Origin of the sequence: Marinobacter mangrovi, from assembly GCF_016798325.1 — a bacterium.
Classification (GTDB): Bacteria; Pseudomonadota; Gammaproteobacteria; order Pseudomonadales; family Oleiphilaceae; genus Marinobacter_A; species Marinobacter_A mangrovi.
Genome location: NZ_JAERVO010000003.1, coordinates 355310 through 374568, shown reverse-complemented (window position 1 = coordinate 374568; position 19259 = coordinate 355310). Strand labels below are relative to the sequence as shown.

The 19259-nt window shown below is 63.9% G+C and carries 19 protein-coding genes; 15 read left to right on the top strand and 4 right to left on the bottom strand.

Annotation, left to right across the window (positions count from 1 at the left end; translation table 11 throughout):
- The first annotated feature begins 80 nt into the window (after positions 1–80).
- Positions 81–722 carry a TetR/AcrR family transcriptional regulator gene (locus tag JL474_RS11390; protein ID WP_203142158.1) on the top strand — a complete coding sequence of 214 codons (642 nt, stop codon included), beginning with the start codon at positions 81–83 and terminating at the stop codon, positions 720–722.
- Positions 723–826: 104 nt separating this feature from the next.
- Positions 827–1918 carry a GGDEF domain-containing protein gene (locus JL474_RS11385; protein ID WP_203142157.1) on the top strand — a complete coding sequence of 364 codons (1092 nt, stop codon included), beginning with the start codon at positions 827–829 and terminating at the stop codon, positions 1916–1918.
- A gap of 39 nt (positions 1919–1957) precedes the next feature.
- Here the strand turns inward: JL474_RS11385 and JL474_RS11380 are convergent, their stop codons facing one another.
- A complete protein-coding gene (locus tag JL474_RS11380) occupies positions 1958–2869 on the bottom strand; it encodes an alpha/beta fold hydrolase (protein ID WP_203142156.1) in 912 nt (303 codons plus the stop codon).
- Positions 2870–3222: 353 nt separating this feature from the next.
- Here JL474_RS11380 and JL474_RS11375 point away from each other — a divergent pair, with 353 nt between their 5' ends.
- From JL474_RS11375 to JL474_RS11365, 3 genes are all read left to right on the top strand, one after another.
- Positions 3223–3411, top strand: a complete 189-nt coding sequence (locus JL474_RS11375) for a hypothetical protein (RefSeq protein ID WP_123633798.1) — start codon at positions 3223–3225, stop codon at positions 3409–3411.
- Positions 3412–3582: 171 nt separating this feature from the next.
- Complete coding sequence (gene folE, locus JL474_RS11370) at positions 3583–4146, top strand: GTP cyclohydrolase I FolE (RefSeq protein WP_203142155.1); 564 nt, start codon at positions 3583–3585, stop codon at positions 4144–4146.
- A gap of 17 nt (positions 4147–4163) precedes the next feature.
- Positions 4164–4886: an SDR family NAD(P)-dependent oxidoreductase gene (locus JL474_RS11365; RefSeq protein WP_203142154.1), complete on the top strand. Its 723-nt coding sequence runs from the start codon at positions 4164–4166 to the stop codon at positions 4884–4886.
- On the opposite strand, the gene folK is transcribed toward JL474_RS11365, so the two are convergent.
- Both folK and JL474_RS11355 read right to left on the bottom strand, forming a co-directional pair.
- Positions 4770–5315 carry a 2-amino-4-hydroxy-6-hydroxymethyldihydropteridine diphosphokinase gene (folK, locus tag JL474_RS11360; RefSeq protein ID WP_203142153.1) on the bottom strand — a complete coding sequence of 182 codons (546 nt, stop codon included), beginning with the start codon at positions 5313–5315 and terminating at the stop codon, positions 4770–4772. The genes JL474_RS11365 and folK overlap by 117 nt on opposite strands.
- Before the next feature lie 51 nt (positions 5316–5366).
- The gene (locus JL474_RS11355; protein WP_203142152.1) at positions 5367–6092 is read right to left on the bottom strand and encodes an MBL fold metallo-hydrolase; all 726 of its coding nucleotides are present in this window, start codon (positions 6090–6092) and stop codon (positions 5367–5369) included.
- Positions 6093–6254: 162 nt separating this feature from the next.
- Between JL474_RS11355 and JL474_RS11350 the strand changes: the two genes are divergently transcribed.
- The 8 genes from JL474_RS11350 to JL474_RS11315 all read left to right on the top strand — a co-directional run bounded on the left by JL474_RS11350 (position 6255) and on the right by JL474_RS11315 (position 16084).
- Positions 6255–6683: a CoA-binding protein gene (locus JL474_RS11350; RefSeq protein WP_203142151.1), complete on the top strand. Its 429-nt coding sequence runs from the start codon at positions 6255–6257 to the stop codon at positions 6681–6683.
- A gap of 464 nt (positions 6684–7147) precedes the next feature.
- Entirely contained in the window at positions 7148–8416 is a 1269-nt protein-coding gene (locus tag JL474_RS11345; protein ID WP_203142150.1) for an HD-GYP domain-containing protein, read from the top strand.
- A 6-nt stretch (positions 8417–8422) separates the two neighbouring features.
- The gene (locus JL474_RS11340) at positions 8423–9373 is read left to right on the top strand and encodes an AEC family transporter (protein ID WP_203142149.1); all 951 of its coding nucleotides are present in this window, start codon (positions 8423–8425) and stop codon (positions 9371–9373) included.
- A gap of 183 nt (positions 9374–9556) precedes the next feature.
- A complete protein-coding gene (locus JL474_RS11335; RefSeq protein WP_203142148.1) occupies positions 9557–11827 on the top strand; it encodes a putative bifunctional diguanylate cyclase/phosphodiesterase in 2271 nt (756 codons plus the stop codon).
- Positions 11828–11906: 79 nt separating this feature from the next.
- Positions 11907–12233, top strand: coding sequence for a hypothetical protein (locus JL474_RS11330; protein ID WP_203142147.1), 327 nt, complete (start codon positions 11907–11909; stop codon positions 12231–12233).
- A 78-nt stretch (positions 12234–12311) separates the two neighbouring features.
- Complete coding sequence (locus tag JL474_RS11325) at positions 12312–12752, top strand: MerR family transcriptional regulator (protein ID WP_203142146.1); 441 nt, start codon at positions 12312–12314, stop codon at positions 12750–12752.
- On the top strand, positions 12749–15514 hold the full coding sequence (locus JL474_RS11320; protein ID WP_203142145.1) for a heavy metal translocating P-type ATPase: 2766 nt from the start codon (positions 12749–12751) through the stop codon (positions 15512–15514). The genes JL474_RS11325 and JL474_RS11320 overlap by 4 nt, the downstream gene beginning before the upstream one ends.
- Positions 15515–15634: 120 nt before the next feature.
- Positions 15635–16084 (top strand): DUF411 domain-containing protein, encoded by a 450-nt coding sequence (locus JL474_RS11315; protein ID WP_203142144.1) that lies wholly within the window; start codon positions 15635–15637, stop codon positions 16082–16084.
- A 6-nt stretch (positions 16085–16090) separates the two neighbouring features.
- Here the strand turns inward: JL474_RS11315 and JL474_RS11310 are convergent, their stop codons facing one another.
- Entirely contained in the window at positions 16091–16447 is a 357-nt protein-coding gene (locus tag JL474_RS11310) for an EF-hand domain-containing protein (protein ID WP_203142143.1), read from the bottom strand.
- A gap of 102 nt (positions 16448–16549) precedes the next feature.
- Here JL474_RS11310 and JL474_RS11305 point away from each other — a divergent pair, with 102 nt between their 5' ends.
- The gene (locus tag JL474_RS11305; RefSeq protein WP_203142142.1) at positions 16550–17104 is read left to right on the top strand and encodes a hypothetical protein; all 555 of its coding nucleotides are present in this window, start codon (positions 16550–16552) and stop codon (positions 17102–17104) included.
- A gap of 130 nt (positions 17105–17234) precedes the next feature.
- Positions 17235–19220, top strand: coding sequence for a ribonuclease R family protein (locus JL474_RS11300; protein ID WP_203142141.1), 1986 nt, complete (start codon positions 17235–17237; stop codon positions 19218–19220).
- Positions 19221–19259 lie beyond the last annotated feature (39 nt).

The window sequence follows — 19259 nt, the reverse complement described above, 5'->3', positions numbered from 1 at the left end:
GGGCACGCCGCTGCGGACGGGGCCTGATCTGGTCCGGCCACTGCGCTATACTGCCCGGGAATTTATCCGGAACCCCCTCAATGGCGCGCGCGAATCACGGCGAAGCAACCCGCAAGAAGATCATCCTGACCGCCCTCGACCTGTATGCCCGGCACGGGCTGGACGGGGTGTCATTGCGGACCATCAGCGCGGAATCCGGCACCCGCAATTCAGCGGCCGCCCATTATCATTTCGGCAGCCGTCTGGGCCTGCTGGAGGCGGTGATCACCTTTATTACCGATCACACCCGGCCACAGTTCGAAAGCGGGTTCCGGGGCGTCGAGGAGGCTCCCGCGCCGACGCTGCGCGACGTGGTCCGGGCCGTGACCACGCCTTACCTGTCCCTGACCCTGGCACCGGACTGGGGGCCGTCCGCACTGCGCTTCATGGCCCACCTGCACGCGGACAACACACCGGACATTGTCGAACTGCTGAACACCCACTTCCGGCCCGATGTGGAGCGCATCGAGGCCCAGCTGTGCCGGGCGCTACCGGCCATTCCCCGGGATGTCCTGCGTATCCGCCTGGCGTTCACCTTCGTCAGCCTGATCCACGGCGCCGCAGAGATCGATATGCTGTCCCACACGCCGTTCGGCAACATCCGCCCCGACGACCTCACCCTGTTCAACTACTTCCTGGACTTCATTGAAGGCGGGTTGGCCGCCCCACCCGCCAGTGAATAAGTGGCCGCCCAGGCTGTGGCGGTAGCCAGACGATAGGACTTTCGCTTCGCCAAATTCCTGCTATAAGTGTCCGTAACGTCCACAAAAACGCGGGCGTCTGAACGATGGATCGGTCCCGCAACCTGCAGGAGCGCAGTGTGGCCAAGCGGATAGCCCTGAAATACACAGCCACCAACCCGACGGAAACGATCCTGGGCTTCCAGCGCCAGATTGTCTATCACGTACATTTCTGGACCCTGGTGGCCGTGGCGCCGCTGGTGCTGGTCCAGTGGTCCGAACATCATCCGTTGCTGAGCCTGCTGCTGGCGATCTTCTGCCTGAACCTGGTGGCGGTGATCCTCTACCTGCGCCTGCGCGGTCGCTATCTCTTCAAGGGGCGCTTCTTCGCCCTGTTTGCCATTGCCTGCACCGTCTACTCGACGATCATCAACGGGCATAACGGCCTGTTCTGGGGCTATCCGGCCATTGCCGCGATGTTCTTCCTGCTGTCCCTGCGCGAAGCGCTGATCCTCAACGGTCTCTTTATCATCATCCTGGCCGGGGTATCCTTCGAGCGTTTTCCCACGCCGGAATTCTGGCGCATCACCAGTTCCCTGAGCCTGACGGCCGTTTTCGTTGCCGTGTTTGCCTGGCTGGTGGGGCGGATGCAAAGCGAGCTGACGGACCTGGCCACGACCGATCCGTTGACCGGCTGCCTGAACCGTTCCCAGATGGCCGATGAACTGAACAGCCAGATCCAGCTGCGCGAGCGCTACGAGCGGGTCGCCAGCCTGATCCTGGTGGATCTGGATCATTTCAAGACGATCAACGACCGTTGGGGCCACGCCACCGGCGACACGGTACTCCAGGAAGCCGCCACGCGCCTGCGACGGCGACTGCGGGACACCGACATGCTGTTCCGGATCGGCGGCGAGGAGTTCATGATGGTGTTGCCGGAAACCCGGCAGAAAGCGGCCGAAGAGCTCGCGCGGCAGTTGCTGGATACCCTCAGCGTGGCACCGTTCAGCAAGGACATCCAGGTGACCGCCAGCGCTGGCGTCACCGAACTGATCAAGGGCGAAACCTGGTCCACCTGGCTCAACCGGGCCGACCAGGCGCTCTATACCGCGAAAGAGGCGGGCCGCAACCGGGTCATGATCCTGCGCGGCTCGGAACGGGAAGCCAGCGGCGACGACATGCCGGTACCGAATGTCTGATGAAACACCTTCGGCCTGGAATGGTCGGTTTCCGACGGCCTAGACCCGGGCCAGGAAGTCCCGCACGGCCTCGAACACCTGCACCGGATTCTCATAGTGGGGATAGTGCCCCACCCCATCCAGGGCGACGACGTCGGGCTGTTTGATCAGCTGCCGGTAGCGATCCGCCATGGCCACGCCGGACACCGGATCCTCGGTACCCGAAATCAGCCGCAGGGGCTGCTGCGCATTGACCAGCGCGCCCACCCAGCGATTGCGGTGGCAGCGGCGTTCGTCCATGTAGTGGATCAGCCGGTGCAGGATGCCGCGCCCATTGTTGTACAGCAGCAACTGCCAGAAACTGTTCAGCTCGCTGCGGTTGGGGCGGGTGTGGTGGCCGAACAGCTTGGAAAAGTTGTGGTCGAACACCCCACGGGTGAAACCCCGGCTGATCAGCCCGCCCAGGGGGCCTACCAACAGCTTCTGGATCAGGATCGGCTGATGCACTTCCGGAAACAGGGCCCCGTTGAGGAAGCAGGCACTGGCAATCGAGAACGGCAGCTGGCCTTCCTGCTCCCGGGCGAGCAGTTCCTGCGCCACGCTGCAACCGTAATCGTGAGCCAGCAGATGGACCCGCTCAACGCCCATGGCCTCCAGCCAACCCTGTTGCAGGTCCGCCTGGTCGATCAGGCTGTAGGGATAGTCCACCGGCTTGTCGGAAAACCCGAAGCCCAGCATGTCAGCCACCAATACACGGTGGGACTGGGTCAGGTAGGGCCAGAGTCGGTTCCAGTCCCAGGACGCGGTCGGAAAACCGTGCAACAACAGGATAACCTCACCGCGGCCCTCCATGCGGCTGAAGATGGCGTGTTCACCGTAGGCGAACCACTTGCCCGCCTGCTGCCAACGATGAACCGGGATACCGGCGTGATGGTTGTCGGTCGGTACCTCCAGAGAAACTACACGTTCCATATGCCCTTTTTCGTCCCCGCTGCCCTGGCGCGTCAGTTCTGAACCCGGAATGCCCGGCCACCTGTAAAGAATACTTTACACCTTCCTCCGGTTGGGTCGGTACCTTCCCGTCTCGGCTTATTAGACTAGCGCATTCCCTCTTCGGGAAGCACTGCAGGACAGGTCATTTCAGGCATCGCATCACAGTCACCCGGTTGGCCGGGTGTTTTTAAATCAACTGGTACGGAATCTGCTTCGTATATGACTGTGGAAGTTGAAACGACGTGCCCCCATTTCACGATCATGACAGCAAGGGCCGTCAAAGGCGCCCACCCGGCTTTCCGGGCGTCGCGCGAACCGTGTGAGGTTTTGCCATGCGTACCATCGAACCAGTCAACCAGACCCGGCGGGACGACAGCCGTCTCAACCGCCTCTATCATCTGAAACAGCAGCAATTGCAACGCTCCGGGCGACGCAGCGACAGCCTGCTGTATCGTGTGCTTGCCGCCGAGGCCGATGCCATCAGCAATGCCCTTGGCAAAGAGACCAGCGACACGGAGTGACCCGCCCGGGCAGTCATCCGCAGGGAATTTGGGCTTCAGGCCGGAAATGGCTTAGTCTTCTAAGATTCGCCAACGTAAGGCGTCCATCAGAGACGCCCTGAACCGCTTGGCACTCATCCGGTTACCCCGATCGCACGTAGGTGCCTGAAGCCCTCCCCAGAGACATGCGGAATGACTGACACGACCGACACCATCGCCAAACACTACGAACAGATCATGCAGGCCCTCGGTGAAGACACCGCCCGTGAAGGGCTGGCCAAGACGCCGGAGCGGGCCGCCAAGGCCATGGAATTCCTGACCCGGGGCTACCGGCAGGATCTTGCCAGCGTCGTCAACGACGCCACCTTTGAATCCGACATGGACGAAATGGTCGTGGTCCAGGACATCGAGCTCTACAGCCTCTGCGAGCATCACCTGCTGCCATTCATCGGCAAGTGCCACATTGCCTACATTCCCCAGGGCCGGGTCCTGGGCCTGTCCAAACTCGCCCGCATCGTCGACATGTACGCCCGTCGCCTCCAGATCCAGGAAAACCTGACCCGTCAGATCGCCGAGGCGATCGAGTCGGTGACCGGCGCCCAGGGCGTCGGCGTGGTGATTGAAGCCCAGCACATGTGCATGATGATGCGCGGCGTGGAGAAGCAGAATTCGCGGATGAAGACCTCCGTCATGCTGGGCAGCTTCCGCAAATCCCAGGCCACCCGGACGGAATTCCTGCAACTGATCAACCACTGAGAGGAACCGGATCGATCATGAGTTTACCCGCTGCAGTCGTCACCGGCGCCGGACGGCGTCTTGGATATGAACTGAGCAAGGCCCTGCTGGCCCGCGACTATCAGGTGTTCGCCCTCTATCGCACCGCCACCGACGAGGTGGAAGAACTGCGCGAGCGGGGCGCTTCGGTGATCCAGACCGACCTGGCCGACCACGCCAGCGTGCAGCAAGCCATCGAGCGGATCCGTCACACCACGCCCCTGCGGGTACTGATCAACAACGCCTCCCAGTTCGAGGAAAACCCGCAAGATCCGGCCGCGCTGACCGAGTTGGCCGAGCGGCTCTACCGGGTCAACGCCGTGGCGCCGATGCAGCTGATCGAAGGGCTGACCGAGACGATGACAGCCTCCAGCAGCGAGCGCGCCCCGCTGCCGGTGGTGATCAACATTACCGATATCTTCGCCGAGAACCCCAATCCGCGTTACGCCGCCTACTGCGCCACCAAGGCAGCGCTGGCCAACCTGACCCTGAGCTACGCCAAATCGCTGGCGCCGGCGGTGCGGGTCAACGCCATCATGCCGGGGCCGATCCGCTTCCTGCCGCGGCACACGGACGATGAGAAGCAGGAAGTCCTGGACGAAACGTTACTGGCCCGGGAAGGCGGTTTCGAGAGCGTCGTCAAGCAGGCCATGGCCCTGATCGACAACGATTTCATGACCGGTGCGATGATCCCAGTAGATGGTGGCCGTCGCCTGGCCTAGCGCCAGCTCACCCAGGCGGAGCGTCCGGCAGTCGGCAGGATCCACCCGATCCGCCAGCAGGGCCCGGAAATAGGGCTCCTGCACGCTGCGCCCGTCGGGCAGCCCATCGGCACGGGTCTCGAGGATGTCGATATCGATGGTGCGATCCTTGAGGCTCGAGGCCGGATCGCTCCGGTCCCGCCCCAAAGCTTCTTCCACGCCGTTGAACCAGGCTTTCAACTCGGTCGGGGCCAGCGGCGATTGCAACACCACCAGCGCATTGAGAAAGCCCCGGTCACTGTCGATTCCCTGGGGGCGAGTGGCCACCACCGGGCTGATTCGCAGACAGCCGGTTTTCTGGACGAGAAGGTCCAGCGCCCGCGGCAGGTTCTGTTCCGGGCGGATATTGCTGCCCAGGCCACACAGGTACCACATGGTTACCTCAGTCATTTCCGTCACAAACGCTGTTTCATACGCTGATCCCGGGCGGATCGATTGCCGTTACAGGTCAAACGTCTGTCCCTGCCGGGCGTAGCCGGCGAAATTCGAGGCCACCCGGGTTTCGAATTCACGGTAGTGATCCTCATAACTCATCAGGTACATGCGCTCACGCAACGCGGCGGGATAGCTGACCTCCAGCTCCGCCAGGCTGGCGTGGACCGGGTTCCACTCTGCCAGCGTGCAGTCGTGCAGGATGATCTCGGGATCGCGCCGGGTCACCGCCTCCACGATCGGCCGGGTATCGCCGCTGAACAGCAACCGGCGGTTGATGAACAGACCATAGGACGGTTTGTTGGGCGTGTGGTTATTCTGGAAATACTCCAGCTGCACACCCTCGAATTCAAACGCGCCGTCCAGCCGGATCACCTCGAAATAATCGTCCAGTGTGGCCGGCCCTTCACCCACCTGCCCCATCACGCCCTTGAGCGTCTGGTCCCAGAGCTCCTCGTAGACGCCCGGAGGCAGGTACAACCGGGGCTTGAAGCCGTAGCGGAAACGGCATTCGTAGGCCAGGCGCTCCAGACCGAAACAGTGATCGGCGTGCACGTGGGTAATGAAGACACCGTCCACCTGGCTCAGGTCCAGCCCCAGGTCGCGCAGGGCAAACTTGATGGTGTAGCCGGCATCGATCAGCAGGCGGCGCCCGCCGGCGGTGATCATCGCGTTGTTGTTCCAGTGCGCGATGGCCTCGGAATGGCCGACGCCGGTCATGGTGAATACTGCCATTGATTGTCCTTCGTCCATTACAGGGTTCTGGCTTGTCCAGAGGTCACGTCTTGGGCCAGAATCGCTCAGGAGTTCATCAGCGGCTCCCGAATGCCGAACCGCCGGTTGCCCGGGCACCGGCAACCATAGCCCTTTATGCCAGCACTTGGAACCGGAAACCCTATGGCCACGCCTGAGCAGCTTCGCAAGATCCTTGAGTCCGTCCGCACCATCGCCCTCGTCGGTGCCAGCGAAAAACCCCATCGCGACAGCCATACCGTCATGGCTTTCCTGCAGGGCCGCGGCTACCGGGTGATTCCGGTCAATCCGCGTCTGGCAGGCGGCACCCTGCTGGGCGAACACGTCTATCCGAACGTCACGGCGATCCCCGGAAAGATCGACATGGTCGACCTGTTCCTCGCCAGTCACCGTGTGGGGGCGGTGGTGGACGAGGCTCTGCGTCGGGGTGACGTGGATGCCATCTGGATGCAGATCGGCGTCATCGATGAAGACGCCGCTGCCCGGGCTGAATCCGCCGGCCTGCAGGTGGTCATGGACCGCTGTCCCAAGCAGGAAATTCCGCGGCTGGGTGTGCCATTGGCCACACCATGAGGCGCGTTGTCACTTTCCGACCCAAACCGTTGCGTTTTTTTACACCTGCCCTTCACGGCTGGTTGAGGCAGGACCTGAAGTTCGTCCGCCAACCCGATCGTTGCTGACCACTTTTTCATCAAACGGTCTTATTCTTGCGAGAAGCTGGAGGTAACCGGTCCCGGAGACAATCACTCAGTGTCTCCCCGACGCCCCGATCCATCTTCGTCGGCGGCAGGTGAGGAACACCGCCCCGGCGCCCCCACAACGGAGGTGCATCATGGTCGATCAACTGGTTTCCTTCGCCAAGATTGCGGCCGTCACGGCCCTGTTCATTGTCGCATCAGCCTATACGGCCGGGCCGGGTATCGGCTTCTGACCCGCCCGACCGCGGCATAATTGTATAAAACATCGTCAAACGCACAGTCACGCGACCGATCCCGTGCAATACTGACCGTACGCTCATTGTCAGGATCGGTCGCGTCATGCCGTTCAGACGTCAACCTAACCGAAAGCCCGCCAAAGCTTCCCGTCGCGTCGTCGACAATCTGATTCGTTCACGGATTCCGGTGGATCTGCTGGGCATCGGCATGCGCGTCATCAAGCTGGATCGCCCGTGGACCGAAGTGCCGGTGCTGTTCCAGGGCTTCACCATCGACCGCGCGGACCAGCTCGCAATCCTCCGCCAGCACTGCGAATGGGTCTGGGTGGAAGCCCTGTCGACGGAATTGACACCGGTACTGGAGCAGATCGAAATCCAGCGGCGCCGGCGTGACGAGCCCATGCCGGAACAGCATCCGATCCATGTCGAACTGCCCCGCGCCCGGAAAATCTTCGAATCCACCAGCGACTATGTCCGTGACCTGCTGGACCGGGTCGAGAGCGGCGTCGACGTGGATCTGTCGATGGCCCGCCCCCTGATCCAGCGCTGCGCCGAGAGCATCACCGCCAACCCCAGCGCCATGTTCTGGATGAACCGCATCAAGCATCGCGACGCCTACACCGCTGAGCACTGCCAGCGGGTCGCCATCCTGGCCATGGCGTTTGCCCGCTACCTGGGGATGTCGACGGTGGACATGGAAACCGCCGGGCTGTGCGGGCTGCTGCACGACATCGGCAAGATGCAGGTGCCGCACCGGGTGCTCAACAAGCCCGGCGCCCTGAACGCGGCCGAGATGGAGATCGTTCGCCAGCACACCCGCCACGGCCATGACCTGTTGCGGCAACAGGACCTGGACCCGATCGTGGCTACCGTCTGCCTCGACCACCACGAGCGGCTCGATGGCGCAGGCTACCCCCGCGGCCTGCAGGCCTGGCAGATCAGCCGTTTCGCACGGCTGGTGGCGATCGTCGACGTGTTTGACGCCATCACCAGCGATCGATGCTACCGCGCCGGGCTGCCCACCACCGACGCCATGCGCATCCTCTACCGCGAGCGCGACCGTCAGTTCGATGCCGGCATGATCGAAGCCTTTATCCGCATGATCGGCGTCTATCCCCCTGGCAGCCTGGTGGAGCTCAATTCCGGCGAAGTGGCCGTGGTGATTTCCAACCACCCATCCTATAAACTACGCCCGCGGGTAGAGATCCTGCTCGGGCCCGATAAACAGTCCGTCCCGCCCCAGACCATCGATCTCAAAGACGAACCCCGCACCACAAGCGGCCAGCTCTACACCATTACCGCCCCCCTTCCGGATGGCGCCTACGGAGTCACCCTGTCAGGCCGTATTGAGACCATTACTGAATCAGCCTGAGGCGCCGTGAGCTATCTCGATAACCTGCTGTTTTCACTGTCCGTGACGGCACCGATCTTCCTGGTGATGGCCGCTGGCTGGTTCCTGCGCCGCCTCAAGTGGATCGACGATGCCTTTGTGGAAACCGGCTCACGCCTGGTGTTCAACCTGGCCCTGCCCGCGCTGATCGTCACCAGCCTGGTCAACCTGGATCTGGACAGCCTGGTCAATCCCCGGCAGGTGGGATTTGGTGTGACGGTGACCGTGGCCAGCTTTGTCCTGCTCTGGATCGTCAGTGCCTGGTGGCCGGGTTCCGGACCGGATCGGGGTGTTTTTGTGCAGGGCGCGTTTCGCGGCAACCTGGGCATCATCGGCATCGCCGTCTGCGCCAGCCTCTATGGCAATACCGGGCTGGCGGTCGGGTCGGTCCTGCTGGCGGGCATTACGCTGGCCTACAACATCCTGTCGGTCTATGCCCTCACGGCCAGCGGCGGCCGGCAGCACACGTCCTGGCACCAGATTGTCCGGGGCATCACCCGCAACCCGCTGATCATCAGCATCCTGCTGGGCCTGACGCTGGCCGCCTTCAAGGTGCCGGTCCCGGACCTGATTCTGACCAGCGCCGCCTATTTCGGACAGATGACCCTGCCGCTGGCCCTGCTCTGCGTGGGCGCCACGCTCAGCCTGGACGCGCTCAGCCATGGCACCGCGGCCGCCTTCGTGGCCACCGCCCTGAAACTCGTCGTCCTGCCGATTGCAGGCACCCTGGCGGCGCTGCCTTTCGGCTTTTCACCCATGGAGCTGGGCACCCTGTTTGCGATGTTTGCCTCGCCCACGGCCACTGCCAGCTACGTCATGGCCCGCACCATGGGGGGCAATCACCAGCTGGCCGCCAGTATCGTGGCCTTGACGACCCTGCTGGCGCCGATCAGCCTGAGTGTGGGAATCTACGCCCTCCGGACTCTGGGCCTTATTTAGAGATCGAGCATGTCTGGCGCTTATCGCGACAGGTTCCGTCAATTTGGCGCCACGATGCCGAGACTTCCCGCAAATTACTGACACATCAATTGCAAATACTTGTAAACTCTACTGAAGTATTCGTTGTACTGGCCGAGAATGTGAGGACAGTACAACAGACAAATGTCGTGTTTCAGGAGTTCCATGCATAACGAAACGTCCAGGTGGTACGCCAGGCTCATGCGGGTGGTCGTCAGCCCCGCATTGCCGGCCGTGTTGCTGTTGACGTTTATCGTGCTGGCGGCGGTCCTCTGGCAGGGCATCGAACGCCAGGTCCGGCATCAGATGGAACTGACCCTGGATGCCGAGGCCACCGCCCTGTCGCGGGAACTGGCGTCCGACTTCACCGCCCACGTTCATGCCTTGCGCCGGATGGCGGAACGCCGGGCTGCCAGCCCGAATATGCCCCGGGAGATCTGGCAGGAGGACGCCGAACACTACCTGCGGGATTTTCGCCACTACCAGGCCATCGAGTGGATCGCTCCCGACTACCGCATTCGCTGGGTGGCGCCCCTGGCGGGCAACGAGAATGTGGTCGGCTTTAACGTCGCCTTCAACGCCGAGCGACTCGCCAGCCTGAAGCAGGCTGCCCGCACCGGTGTGGCCGACTTTTCCGGCATCATCGAGTTGCGCCAGGGCGGCACCGGCATTGTCATCTACGCCCCTATCGTTGACGACGAAGGGGGCCGGCACGGCTTCATCGCCGGTGTTTTCCGTATGGAAGGTCTGGCCGAAGCCCTGATCACGCCCCGCATCCACGACAACTTCCAGGTCGATATCGAAGAAGACGGCCAGGTCCGCTACACCAACAAACCCGACAGCCCGATCGCCGGCCGTCTGTCGCAGGAAGCCACGCTGTCGGTGCCGGGCCTGGCATGGACGCTCCGGATCACCCCAACCCGTGAGTGGACCACAGACCACCAGGGCATCTGGCCGGACCTTGCCCTGGTCAGCTTCCTGATCCTCGGCCTGCTGATCAGCCTGCTGGTGTGGCTGACCCAGGCGGTGATGCGCCGCAACCGGGCACTGGAACACGCCCGCAGCGCCCTGGAAAACGAAATCTACCAGCGTGAGTCGGTGCAGCAGGATCTGGCCCGAATCGAATCCACGGACAGCCTGACCGGCCTGGCCAATCGCCGCTTCTTCGTCGAAGACCTGACCCACACCCTGGCCATCGCCGACCGCCAGTACCGCCAGGTCGCGTTGATCATGCTGGATCTGGACCGTTTCCAGATCCTCAACGATACCCTCGGCCACCAATTCGGCGACGAACTGCTGATCAAGGTGGCCGAGCGCCTGAACCAGCTCAGCAGCGAACGGGTGCTGGTGGCCTATTCCAGCGGCGACGAGTTCATGATCTGCCAGCAGCACATCGACGACATCGACGACGTCATCGCGCTGCTGGGCCAGATCAAGCAATGCTTCGTGGACCCGTTCGAGGTCCAGGAACAGAGCCATCAGATCACCGCCACCATGGGCGTGGCCATCTACCCACAGAGCGGACTGGACGCGGATATCCTGCTGCGCAATGCCGACGTCGCCCTCTACCGGGCCAAGGAAAACGGCCGCAATCACTATCAGTTCTACACCGAAGGCATGCAGGACCGGGAGGTGCGCCGGCTGGAACTGGACAAGGACCTCAACCGCGCCCTCAGTGAGGATCAACTGGTGCTGCACTTCCAGCCTCAGCTGGATCTGGCCACCCAGCAGATCGGCAGCGTGGAAGCGCTGATCCGCTGGCAGCATCCGACCCGCGGCCTGCTGCCACCGGTGGACTTCATCCCGCTGGCCGAGGAGAGCGGTCGCATTACCGATATCGGGCGCTGGGTGGCGATGGCGGCCTGTCGCCAGCTGGCCGCCTGGCAGGGCGGTCCCTTCGACCACCTGCGGATCGCCATCAACCTGTCCGGACGCGAGCTGGAAGACCGGGACCTCGTCAGCAACATCGAACGGGCCCTGCGCGATAACAACGTCACGGCCGACAAGCTGGAAGTGGAGCTGACCGAGGAAATCTTTATCGATAACCTCGAGCACAACCTGGACCAGCTCAAACGCCTGCACCAGATTGGCGTGCACCTGGCCATCGACGACTTCGGTACCGGCTATTCCTCGCTGGCCTACCTGCGGGACTTCCCGGTGGACCTGCTCAAGATCGACCGCTCGTTCATCACCCGGGTGACCGAACGCCACGACGACGCCATCATCACCCGGGCGGTGATCAACCTGGCCCACAACCTGGGCATCCAGGTCGCCGCCGAAGGCATCGAAACCGAAGCCCAGCTCAACTTCCTCAATACCCACCGCTGCGACCTGGCCCAGGGCTACCTGATCGGCCGTCCCATGCCGGCATCGGAGCTGGAGGCACTGGTCAGCCGGGGCTTTCGACTGCCCAACCCGCTGCACCAGCCCGACTGACCGGCTCCGGTGAACGCAACGCGGCGTTCATGCGTAAACCACGATAAGATACGCACTCATTTATCCCGGTCGGAGCACTATGAACACCCCCTCCCCGCACTACCTGACAGCCGAGCAGGACCAACAGGTCCGGCGCTGGGAGCGCTGGAACCGCCGCTATTTCATCTTTGCGTTTGTGGCCCTGGTCATCCTGCTGGTCTTCAGCAGCCAACTGGGATTGTCCAGCGGCCAGGACTGGGGCGCGCTGGGCCCGCTTCTGGTGTTGCTGATTGTCCCGATCATCGTGCTGCAGCTGCGTCTGCGCTGCCCCGCCTGCGACCATCGCATCGGCTGGCAGGCCAAGCTGCAGGCGCCGGATCAATGCCGGCATTGCGGCACCGTCCTGCGCGCCCGCCAATCCCGCTGACGCTTGCCCAGAAAACCCTTGACCTTTGAGTTGCTCAAGGGTTTTAAACTGTCCCTGAATCCATCGGGAGAGTGTCCCATGAAGGTGAGCGAACTGGCCCGCGCCGCAGGTGTGAATCCGGAGACCGTGCGTTTTTACACGCGGGAAGGGTTGCTGCATCCCCAGCGCAACCCGGATAACGGCTACCACATCTACTCCAGCGACGATCTCCAGCGCATGCAATTCGCCCGCAAGGCCCGCCAGCTGGGATTCGCGCTCAGCGAGATCCAGTCCATCCTGGGGGAAGCCGACCATCACACCTCACCCTGCCCCATGGTGCGCGACATTTTCGAGCGCCGCCTGCAGGACGTGGAAAACCGCCTGGCCGAACTGGAAGCCTTGCGCAATCGTATGCGCGATGCCATGGCGGCCTGGGAAAACATGCCCGACGGCACACCCGACGGTCACACGATCTGCCGCCTGATTGAACACTGGGACGATTCCGAAGTGAAAACAGCCAAACCAGGAGGGCACGCATGAACACCGCAACGCGACACCCCATCCAATTGGCCATCCAGGGAGCCTCCTGTCAGGGTTGCGTGCGCAAGATCCGCGCGTCCCTGGCCGATCTGGTGTCCGATCCGGAGCAGGTCACCGTCGACCTGGACCAGCAGCGCGTGACCCTGCCCGAAGCCACCGACGCCGAAGCAGCCGCCCAGCGGGTGACCGACGCCGGGTATCCGGCCCGGCCCGTCGAGGCGCAAGCCGGCGAGACCCTGACCATCCGCGGCGCCTCCTGCCAGGGCTGCGTCAAGAAGATCCGGGAGGCGGTGACACCACTGGTAAACGCAGCGGATGATATTGATGTCGACCTGGCGAGCCAGACCGTTACCCTGCCGGCCGGTATCGACGCGGAAGAGGCCGTCCAGCGCATCTCCGACGCGGGCTATCCGGCACAACGGGCGGACGCCGTTGATAACGGAGAGGCGGACAGCGGCCCGCCCGAGCCCGCAACATCCGCCGCCACGTCACCCCAGGACCGATCCAGTAGCGGCTCCCACGCCGACGATAGCGAGATCCACCTGTCGATCACCGGCGCCACCTGTGCCTCCTGCGTACGCACCATCGAGACTGCCATGCAGCGGGTTCCCGGCGTGACCGAGGCGCGCATGAACCTGGCCGACCTGACCGCCACCGCCCAGGGGCATGCCAGCGCCGATGCCCTGATCCAGGCCATCAGCAGCGCCGGCTACGGCGCCAGCGAGATTCACGACCAGGAGGCGGTGGATGACGAGAAGGAAGCCGCCAGCCGCAAGGAATACCGGACCCTGCTGATCAAGATGGCCGTGGGTCTGGGACTGGGCCTTCCGCTGATGGCCTGGGGGCTGTTCGGCGGCACCATGGCCGTCACCGGTGACACCCGCATCGGCTGGCTGATCGTCGGCGCCGTGACACTCGCTGTGCTGGTGCTGGCCGGCGGCCATTACTTCACCGGCGCCTGGAAGGCCTTTCGCCATCACAACGCCAACATGGACACCCTGATCGCCCTGGGCACCGGCACCGCGTGGCTCTATTCCATGGGCGTCGTGCTGGCGCCTGAGCTGTTGCCGGAAGCCGCCCGGCATGTCTATTTCGAGGCGTCGGCCATGATCATCGGCCTGATCAACCTCGGCCAGGCGCTGGAACTGCGTGCCCGAGGCCGGACGTCACAGGCCATCCGCCGTCTGCTCGACCTGCGCGCCCGCACCGCCCGGGTCATCCGCGACGGTCAGGAGGTCGACATCCCGGTGGAAGAGGTGCAAGTGGGCGATAACTTCCGCGTGCGCCCCGGCGAAAAGGTCCCGGTGGATGCGGTGGTCGTTGAAGGCGAAAGTCGCATCGATGAAAGCATGCTCACCGGTGAGCCCATGCCAGTGAACAAGGCCAAAGACGACGAGGTGTCCGCCGGCACCATCAACAGCAGCGGCGCGCTGGTGTGCCAGGCGACCCGGGTCGGCTCGGAAACCGCCCTGGCCCAGATCATCCAGCTGGTGAAAAAGGCCCAGGGCGAGAAACCACCCATCGGCCGGCTGGCGGATCGGATCTCGGCGATTTTCGTGCCCACCATCCTGCTCATCGCCATTGCCGCAGCGCTGGTCTGGTACAACGTCGGCCCGGCCCCGGCAGCGGCGCACATGCTGGTGGCCGCCACCACGGTGCTGATCATCGCCTGCCCCTGCGCGCTGGGGCTGGCCACGCCCATGTCGGTGATGGTCGGCGTGGGTAAAGCCGCCGAACACGGCATCCTGATCCGTCAGGGGGAAGCCCTGCAGCTGGCCGGCCAGCTCGACACGGTGGTGCTGGACAAGACCGGCACCATCACCGAAGGCAAGCCCCGCGTCACCCAGCTGGTGCCAGCGGACGGTGTCAGCGAGAACGAGCTGTTGGGGTTGGCTGCCGGCCTCGAGCAACACTCCGAACACCCGCTGGCGCAGGCGATCCTGACCGCCGCCGATGAGCGGAGGGTGGAACGGTTCAGCAGCAGCGGCTTCGAAGCCCTGAACGGCCAGGGCGTCACGGCCCAGGCCGATGGCCAGACACTGCGTCTGGGCAATCGCCGCTGGCTGGAAAGCGAAGGCGTGGACCTGTCCGGCCTGAGCGACGCGGCCGAGGCCATCTCGAACGATGCCGGCACACCGCTGTTCCTGGCCCGGGACGCCCAGGCGCTGGGTGTCATCGGTGTCGCCGACCGCATCAAGGACGACTCCAAGGCGGCCATCGCCCGCATGACCGACCAGGGCATTCGAGTCGTGATGCTCACCGGCGACGTCGAAGCCAGCGCCCGGGCGATTGCCCGTCAGGTCGGTATCGACGAGGTGCATGCCAACGTATTGCCGGAAGACAAGGCCAGCATCGTCAAACAGCTGCGTGACGAGGGGCGGCGTGTGGCCATGGTGGGCGACGGCATCAACGACGCCCCGGCCCTGGCCGCCGCCGATGTTGGGTTTGCCATCGGTGCCGGCACCGATGTGGCCATCGAGAGCGCGTCCATCACCCTGATGCGCAGTTCCCTGCAGGGCGTCACCGATGCCATCGAGATCTCCCGGGCTACGGTGCGCAATATCCGCCAGAACCTGCTGGGGGCCTTTGCTTACAACAGTCTCGGGGTTCCGATCGCCGCCGGCATCCTGTATCCGGTCTGGGGCATCCTGATGAGTCCGATCCTGGCAGGGGCGGCCATGTCCCTGTCGTCGGTGACCGTCGTCTCCAACGCCAACCGGCTGCGCTTTTTCAAACCCGTTAAACACCAGGAGGCCTCCTGATGAGCACGTTACTGATCAATGGCGCCGGCCTGTTGCTGGCCGCCTTTATCGTCTACTGGTTCTGGCTGAGCGGCCCGTCCGGTGGCGATTCCTCCCATCACCACCACTGAGGCCATTTCCATGAAAGCGTCACATCCACTGCTGCGCGCCGCCCTGTTCGGCGGCACCACCCTGCTCAGCACCCTGGCTGCGGCCGGGGAGGCCATCACCGTCTACAAGTCGCCGACCTGTGGCTGCTGCGAGGCCTGGATCGGCCACCTGAAGGACAACGGCTTTGAGGTGACCGCCCACGACACCACGGCCATCAACCGCATCAAGGCGGATGCCGGGCTGCCCCGCAATCTGGCCAGCTGCCACACCGCGTTCATCGGGGATTATGTGATCGAGGGCCACGTGCCGGCGGCGGATATTCACAGGCTTTTGGCCGAGGCGCCCAAGGCGCGGGGACTGAGCGTGCCCGGCATGCCGATTGGTTCACCGGGTATGGACATGGGCAACCGTCGCGACGCCTATCAGGTGCTGCTGTTCAACGCGGACGGCCAGACCCGCCCGTTCGCCCGGTACGACTGACGGGTTCTATCGATTGCTGTTGCAGTGGGCGCGGAATTCCAGCTTGCTGATGCGGTTGTCGCCGTCCGCGTCCATCACTTCCAGCATCCGGCGGCCGCCTTCAAACTCGTCCCTGGCCGGGATCGGCGCCATCGTGTCGGGGACTGAGCCGCAGCGCAGGTCCTCGCCGACACCGCACTGGCGTAAGTAGACCAGCTCCGCCCGGTCAATGTAGTCGTTGCTGTTACGATCGGCGCATTCAAACTGACCCCGCGGGCCGTCCGCCAACTTCCGGCTTTGTGGTGGCTGGTCCGGGGGCGCGGCACAGGCGCCCAGGAAGACGACAAGCGGCAAGATCGCGTAAACTGCGGTGGGCTTTATCATTTTTGAGACTCCCGGCAGGATGCAGATCGTTTGTCCACAGTATGGCCGACATTCCCGGGACTGCCACCTGCTGCCAGAGCGCGACCGAGGACCTGCGGGATCATGCGGAATATCACCGGCAAACGCCCGAAACGACTGCAGATACTCCTGATCGGGCTGTTTCTCTACGGCAGCCTGAGCTACAGCCTCAGCCTGGCGGAATACGCGCTGTTCCAACTCCGGGGCGAGGCACTGTTCAGCCCCAGCCTGACGTTCACCAACGTCAACACGCCGGAACTGGATCGGCTGGACGCCGACTGCGGCACCCAGCTGCTACCCGCCGCCGGCCGCACGCCAGCGGCTCTGGGAGAGCCGGTCGTGCTGCGCTGCGGCCGCTTCTGGCCGTTCTATCGCTACAGCATCCAGGCGCCCCAGACCCGGGCCAGCCTGGACCTCGGCGACGATAACAACGTCGCCATCCGGACCGTCAACCAGGTCACCCTGGCGCTGACGCTGCTGCTGGTGGCGCTGATCGGGGTGATTCTCGGTCTGGCCCGGCGTGATGCCCGGCACACCCTGCACTGGAGCCTGGTGACCTTCGCCGCCAGCCTGGCCCTGGCCGGCGCCTACACCGGCGTTATGTTCATGACGGACCCCCACTTCGGTCTGGGCTGGTAGCCGGGACGCCAACCCGGGGAAGGTCCAACGTGCGGTTGCACGATCGTCACCATTTCCCATCTGACGACACGCGCCATAACCGGTATACTGCCGGTCCATTTTCAAGTTCCCGCCAGTCAGGTTCCATCGCATGCTAAACGCCGACGCCCTTTCGCAGTTGCGCCAGCTCAAAACCGACATCGAAGCCAACAAGGTGGTTCACCCCGGCACAGTCAAGGCCACCAACGGCCGTTTCGGCTTCGTGGCTCTGGACGACGGCCGTGACCTGTACCTGCCCCAGGAGCAGATGCAGCGCGTGCTGCCCGGCGACCGTGTCGAGGTCACCGAACACGAAGGCGAAAAGGGCAAGACCTACGGCCAGATAGACAAGCTGCTGGAATCGCCGCTGAAAACCTTTGTGGGTCGTTATAAGGTACGCGGCAAAGGGCATTTCGTGGCGCCGGAAACCCCCGGCCTCAATCACTGGCTGTTCATTCCGCCCAAGCAGCGTGCCGGGGCCGAGCCGGGCGACTTTATCTACTGCGAGGTGGCCAAACATCCGGTGAAAGACGGCAAGGGTCAGGCCGGTATCCTGCGCGTGCTGGGCAAGCCTGACCGGAGCGGCATCGAGCGCGCCGTCACCCTGGCCCAGTACGACCTCAATGAAGACTGGCCACAAGACGCAGCAGACGAGCTGGAGCAGCTCAACGAGGATCGGGTGGCGCAGTTGGCCGAAGGCCGCGACGACCGCACCGGCGACCCGTTCGTGACCATCGACAGCCCCAGCACCCAGGACATGGACGACGCCCTCTGCGCCATTCCCAACGCCACCGGCTGGACCCTGTCCGTCGCCATCGCCGACCCCACCGCACTGCTCCAGGTGAACGGACCGGTCGAGCGGGAGGCCCGCCGGCGCGCGACCGCCATCTACTTCCCGGGCGAGCCGCGGCCGATGCTGCACGACACCCTGAGCACCCAGCTGTGTTCACTGGTGCCGGACGTGCGGCGGCTGGCGGTCGTGTGCGACATCCAGGTCAACAACGACGGGTCACTGGGCGAATTCAGCCTGAAGGAAGCGGTCATCCGCTCCCACGGTAAGCTCAGCTACGATCTGGTGGACGGCGTGATTGCCGGGCGCAGCGACGAAGAGATCCAGGCCCTGCCGGACGCGGTCAGTGCCAATATCGACCAACTGGCGCAAGCCGCCAACGCCCTGCGCCGCTGGCGCGAGGAACACGCCCTGCTCAGCCAGGATCGCCCGGAATTCCGCCTGCGCCTGGATGAGAACCGGCATATCCGCACCATCGAGCCGTCCCAGCAGAACGAAGCCCACCGACTGGTGGAAGAGTGCATGGTCGCCGCCAACCGCTGTGCCGCCAGCGCGCTCGAGGCGAATAGCCCGAATGGCCTGTTCATCACCCATCCAGGCCTGCGGGACGATCGGCTCGACAACATCCGCGAGTTGCTCAAGCGCTATGCGCCCGAACTGACCGAACTGGACATCACCAGCGCCGAGGGTTTCCGCGAGCTGATGCGGGCGACTGAAAAGCTCGAGGCCGAGGTCCCGGTCAAATCCATCCTGATGCGCCAGCTGGCCCGGGCGGAGCTCTCGGCCACCCCGGCCCCGCACCAGGGCATGGGGCTGCCAGCCTACACCACCTTTACGTCGCCGCTGCGCAAATATTCCGACTTCCAGGTCCACCGCCTGCTGCGGGCCGCCCTGTGGAATGGCAAGAAGGCGGACATGAACGCCGAGGCCATGGCCGCATTGCAGGACGCCCAGTTCAACGCCCGCCGGGCGGCCAACGCCCTGGAGCAGTGGCTGAAGTCGCTGTACGCGCCGCAACTGGGCAAGCAGACCCACACCGGTGTGATTTCCCGGACCACCTCAGCCGGTTTCTTTGTGCGTCTGGACAGCAACGGTATTGAGGGCTTCGTGACCACCCGGGACATGACCGGCAAGTACAGCTTCGACCCGGTGACCCTGCGCCTGACGGGCCCGGAAGAGCGTATCTTCCAGCTCGACCAGCCGGTCACCGTGACCTTTGCCGGCGTGGATGCGGACAAGCGTCAGGTGCAGTTCAAACTGGCGGAAACCGGCGACAGCGAGACCCCGGACCCGGCAGAACGCTCTTGAAAAGACCGAGTGGGACGCTCATAGTCGAATGAACGTCCC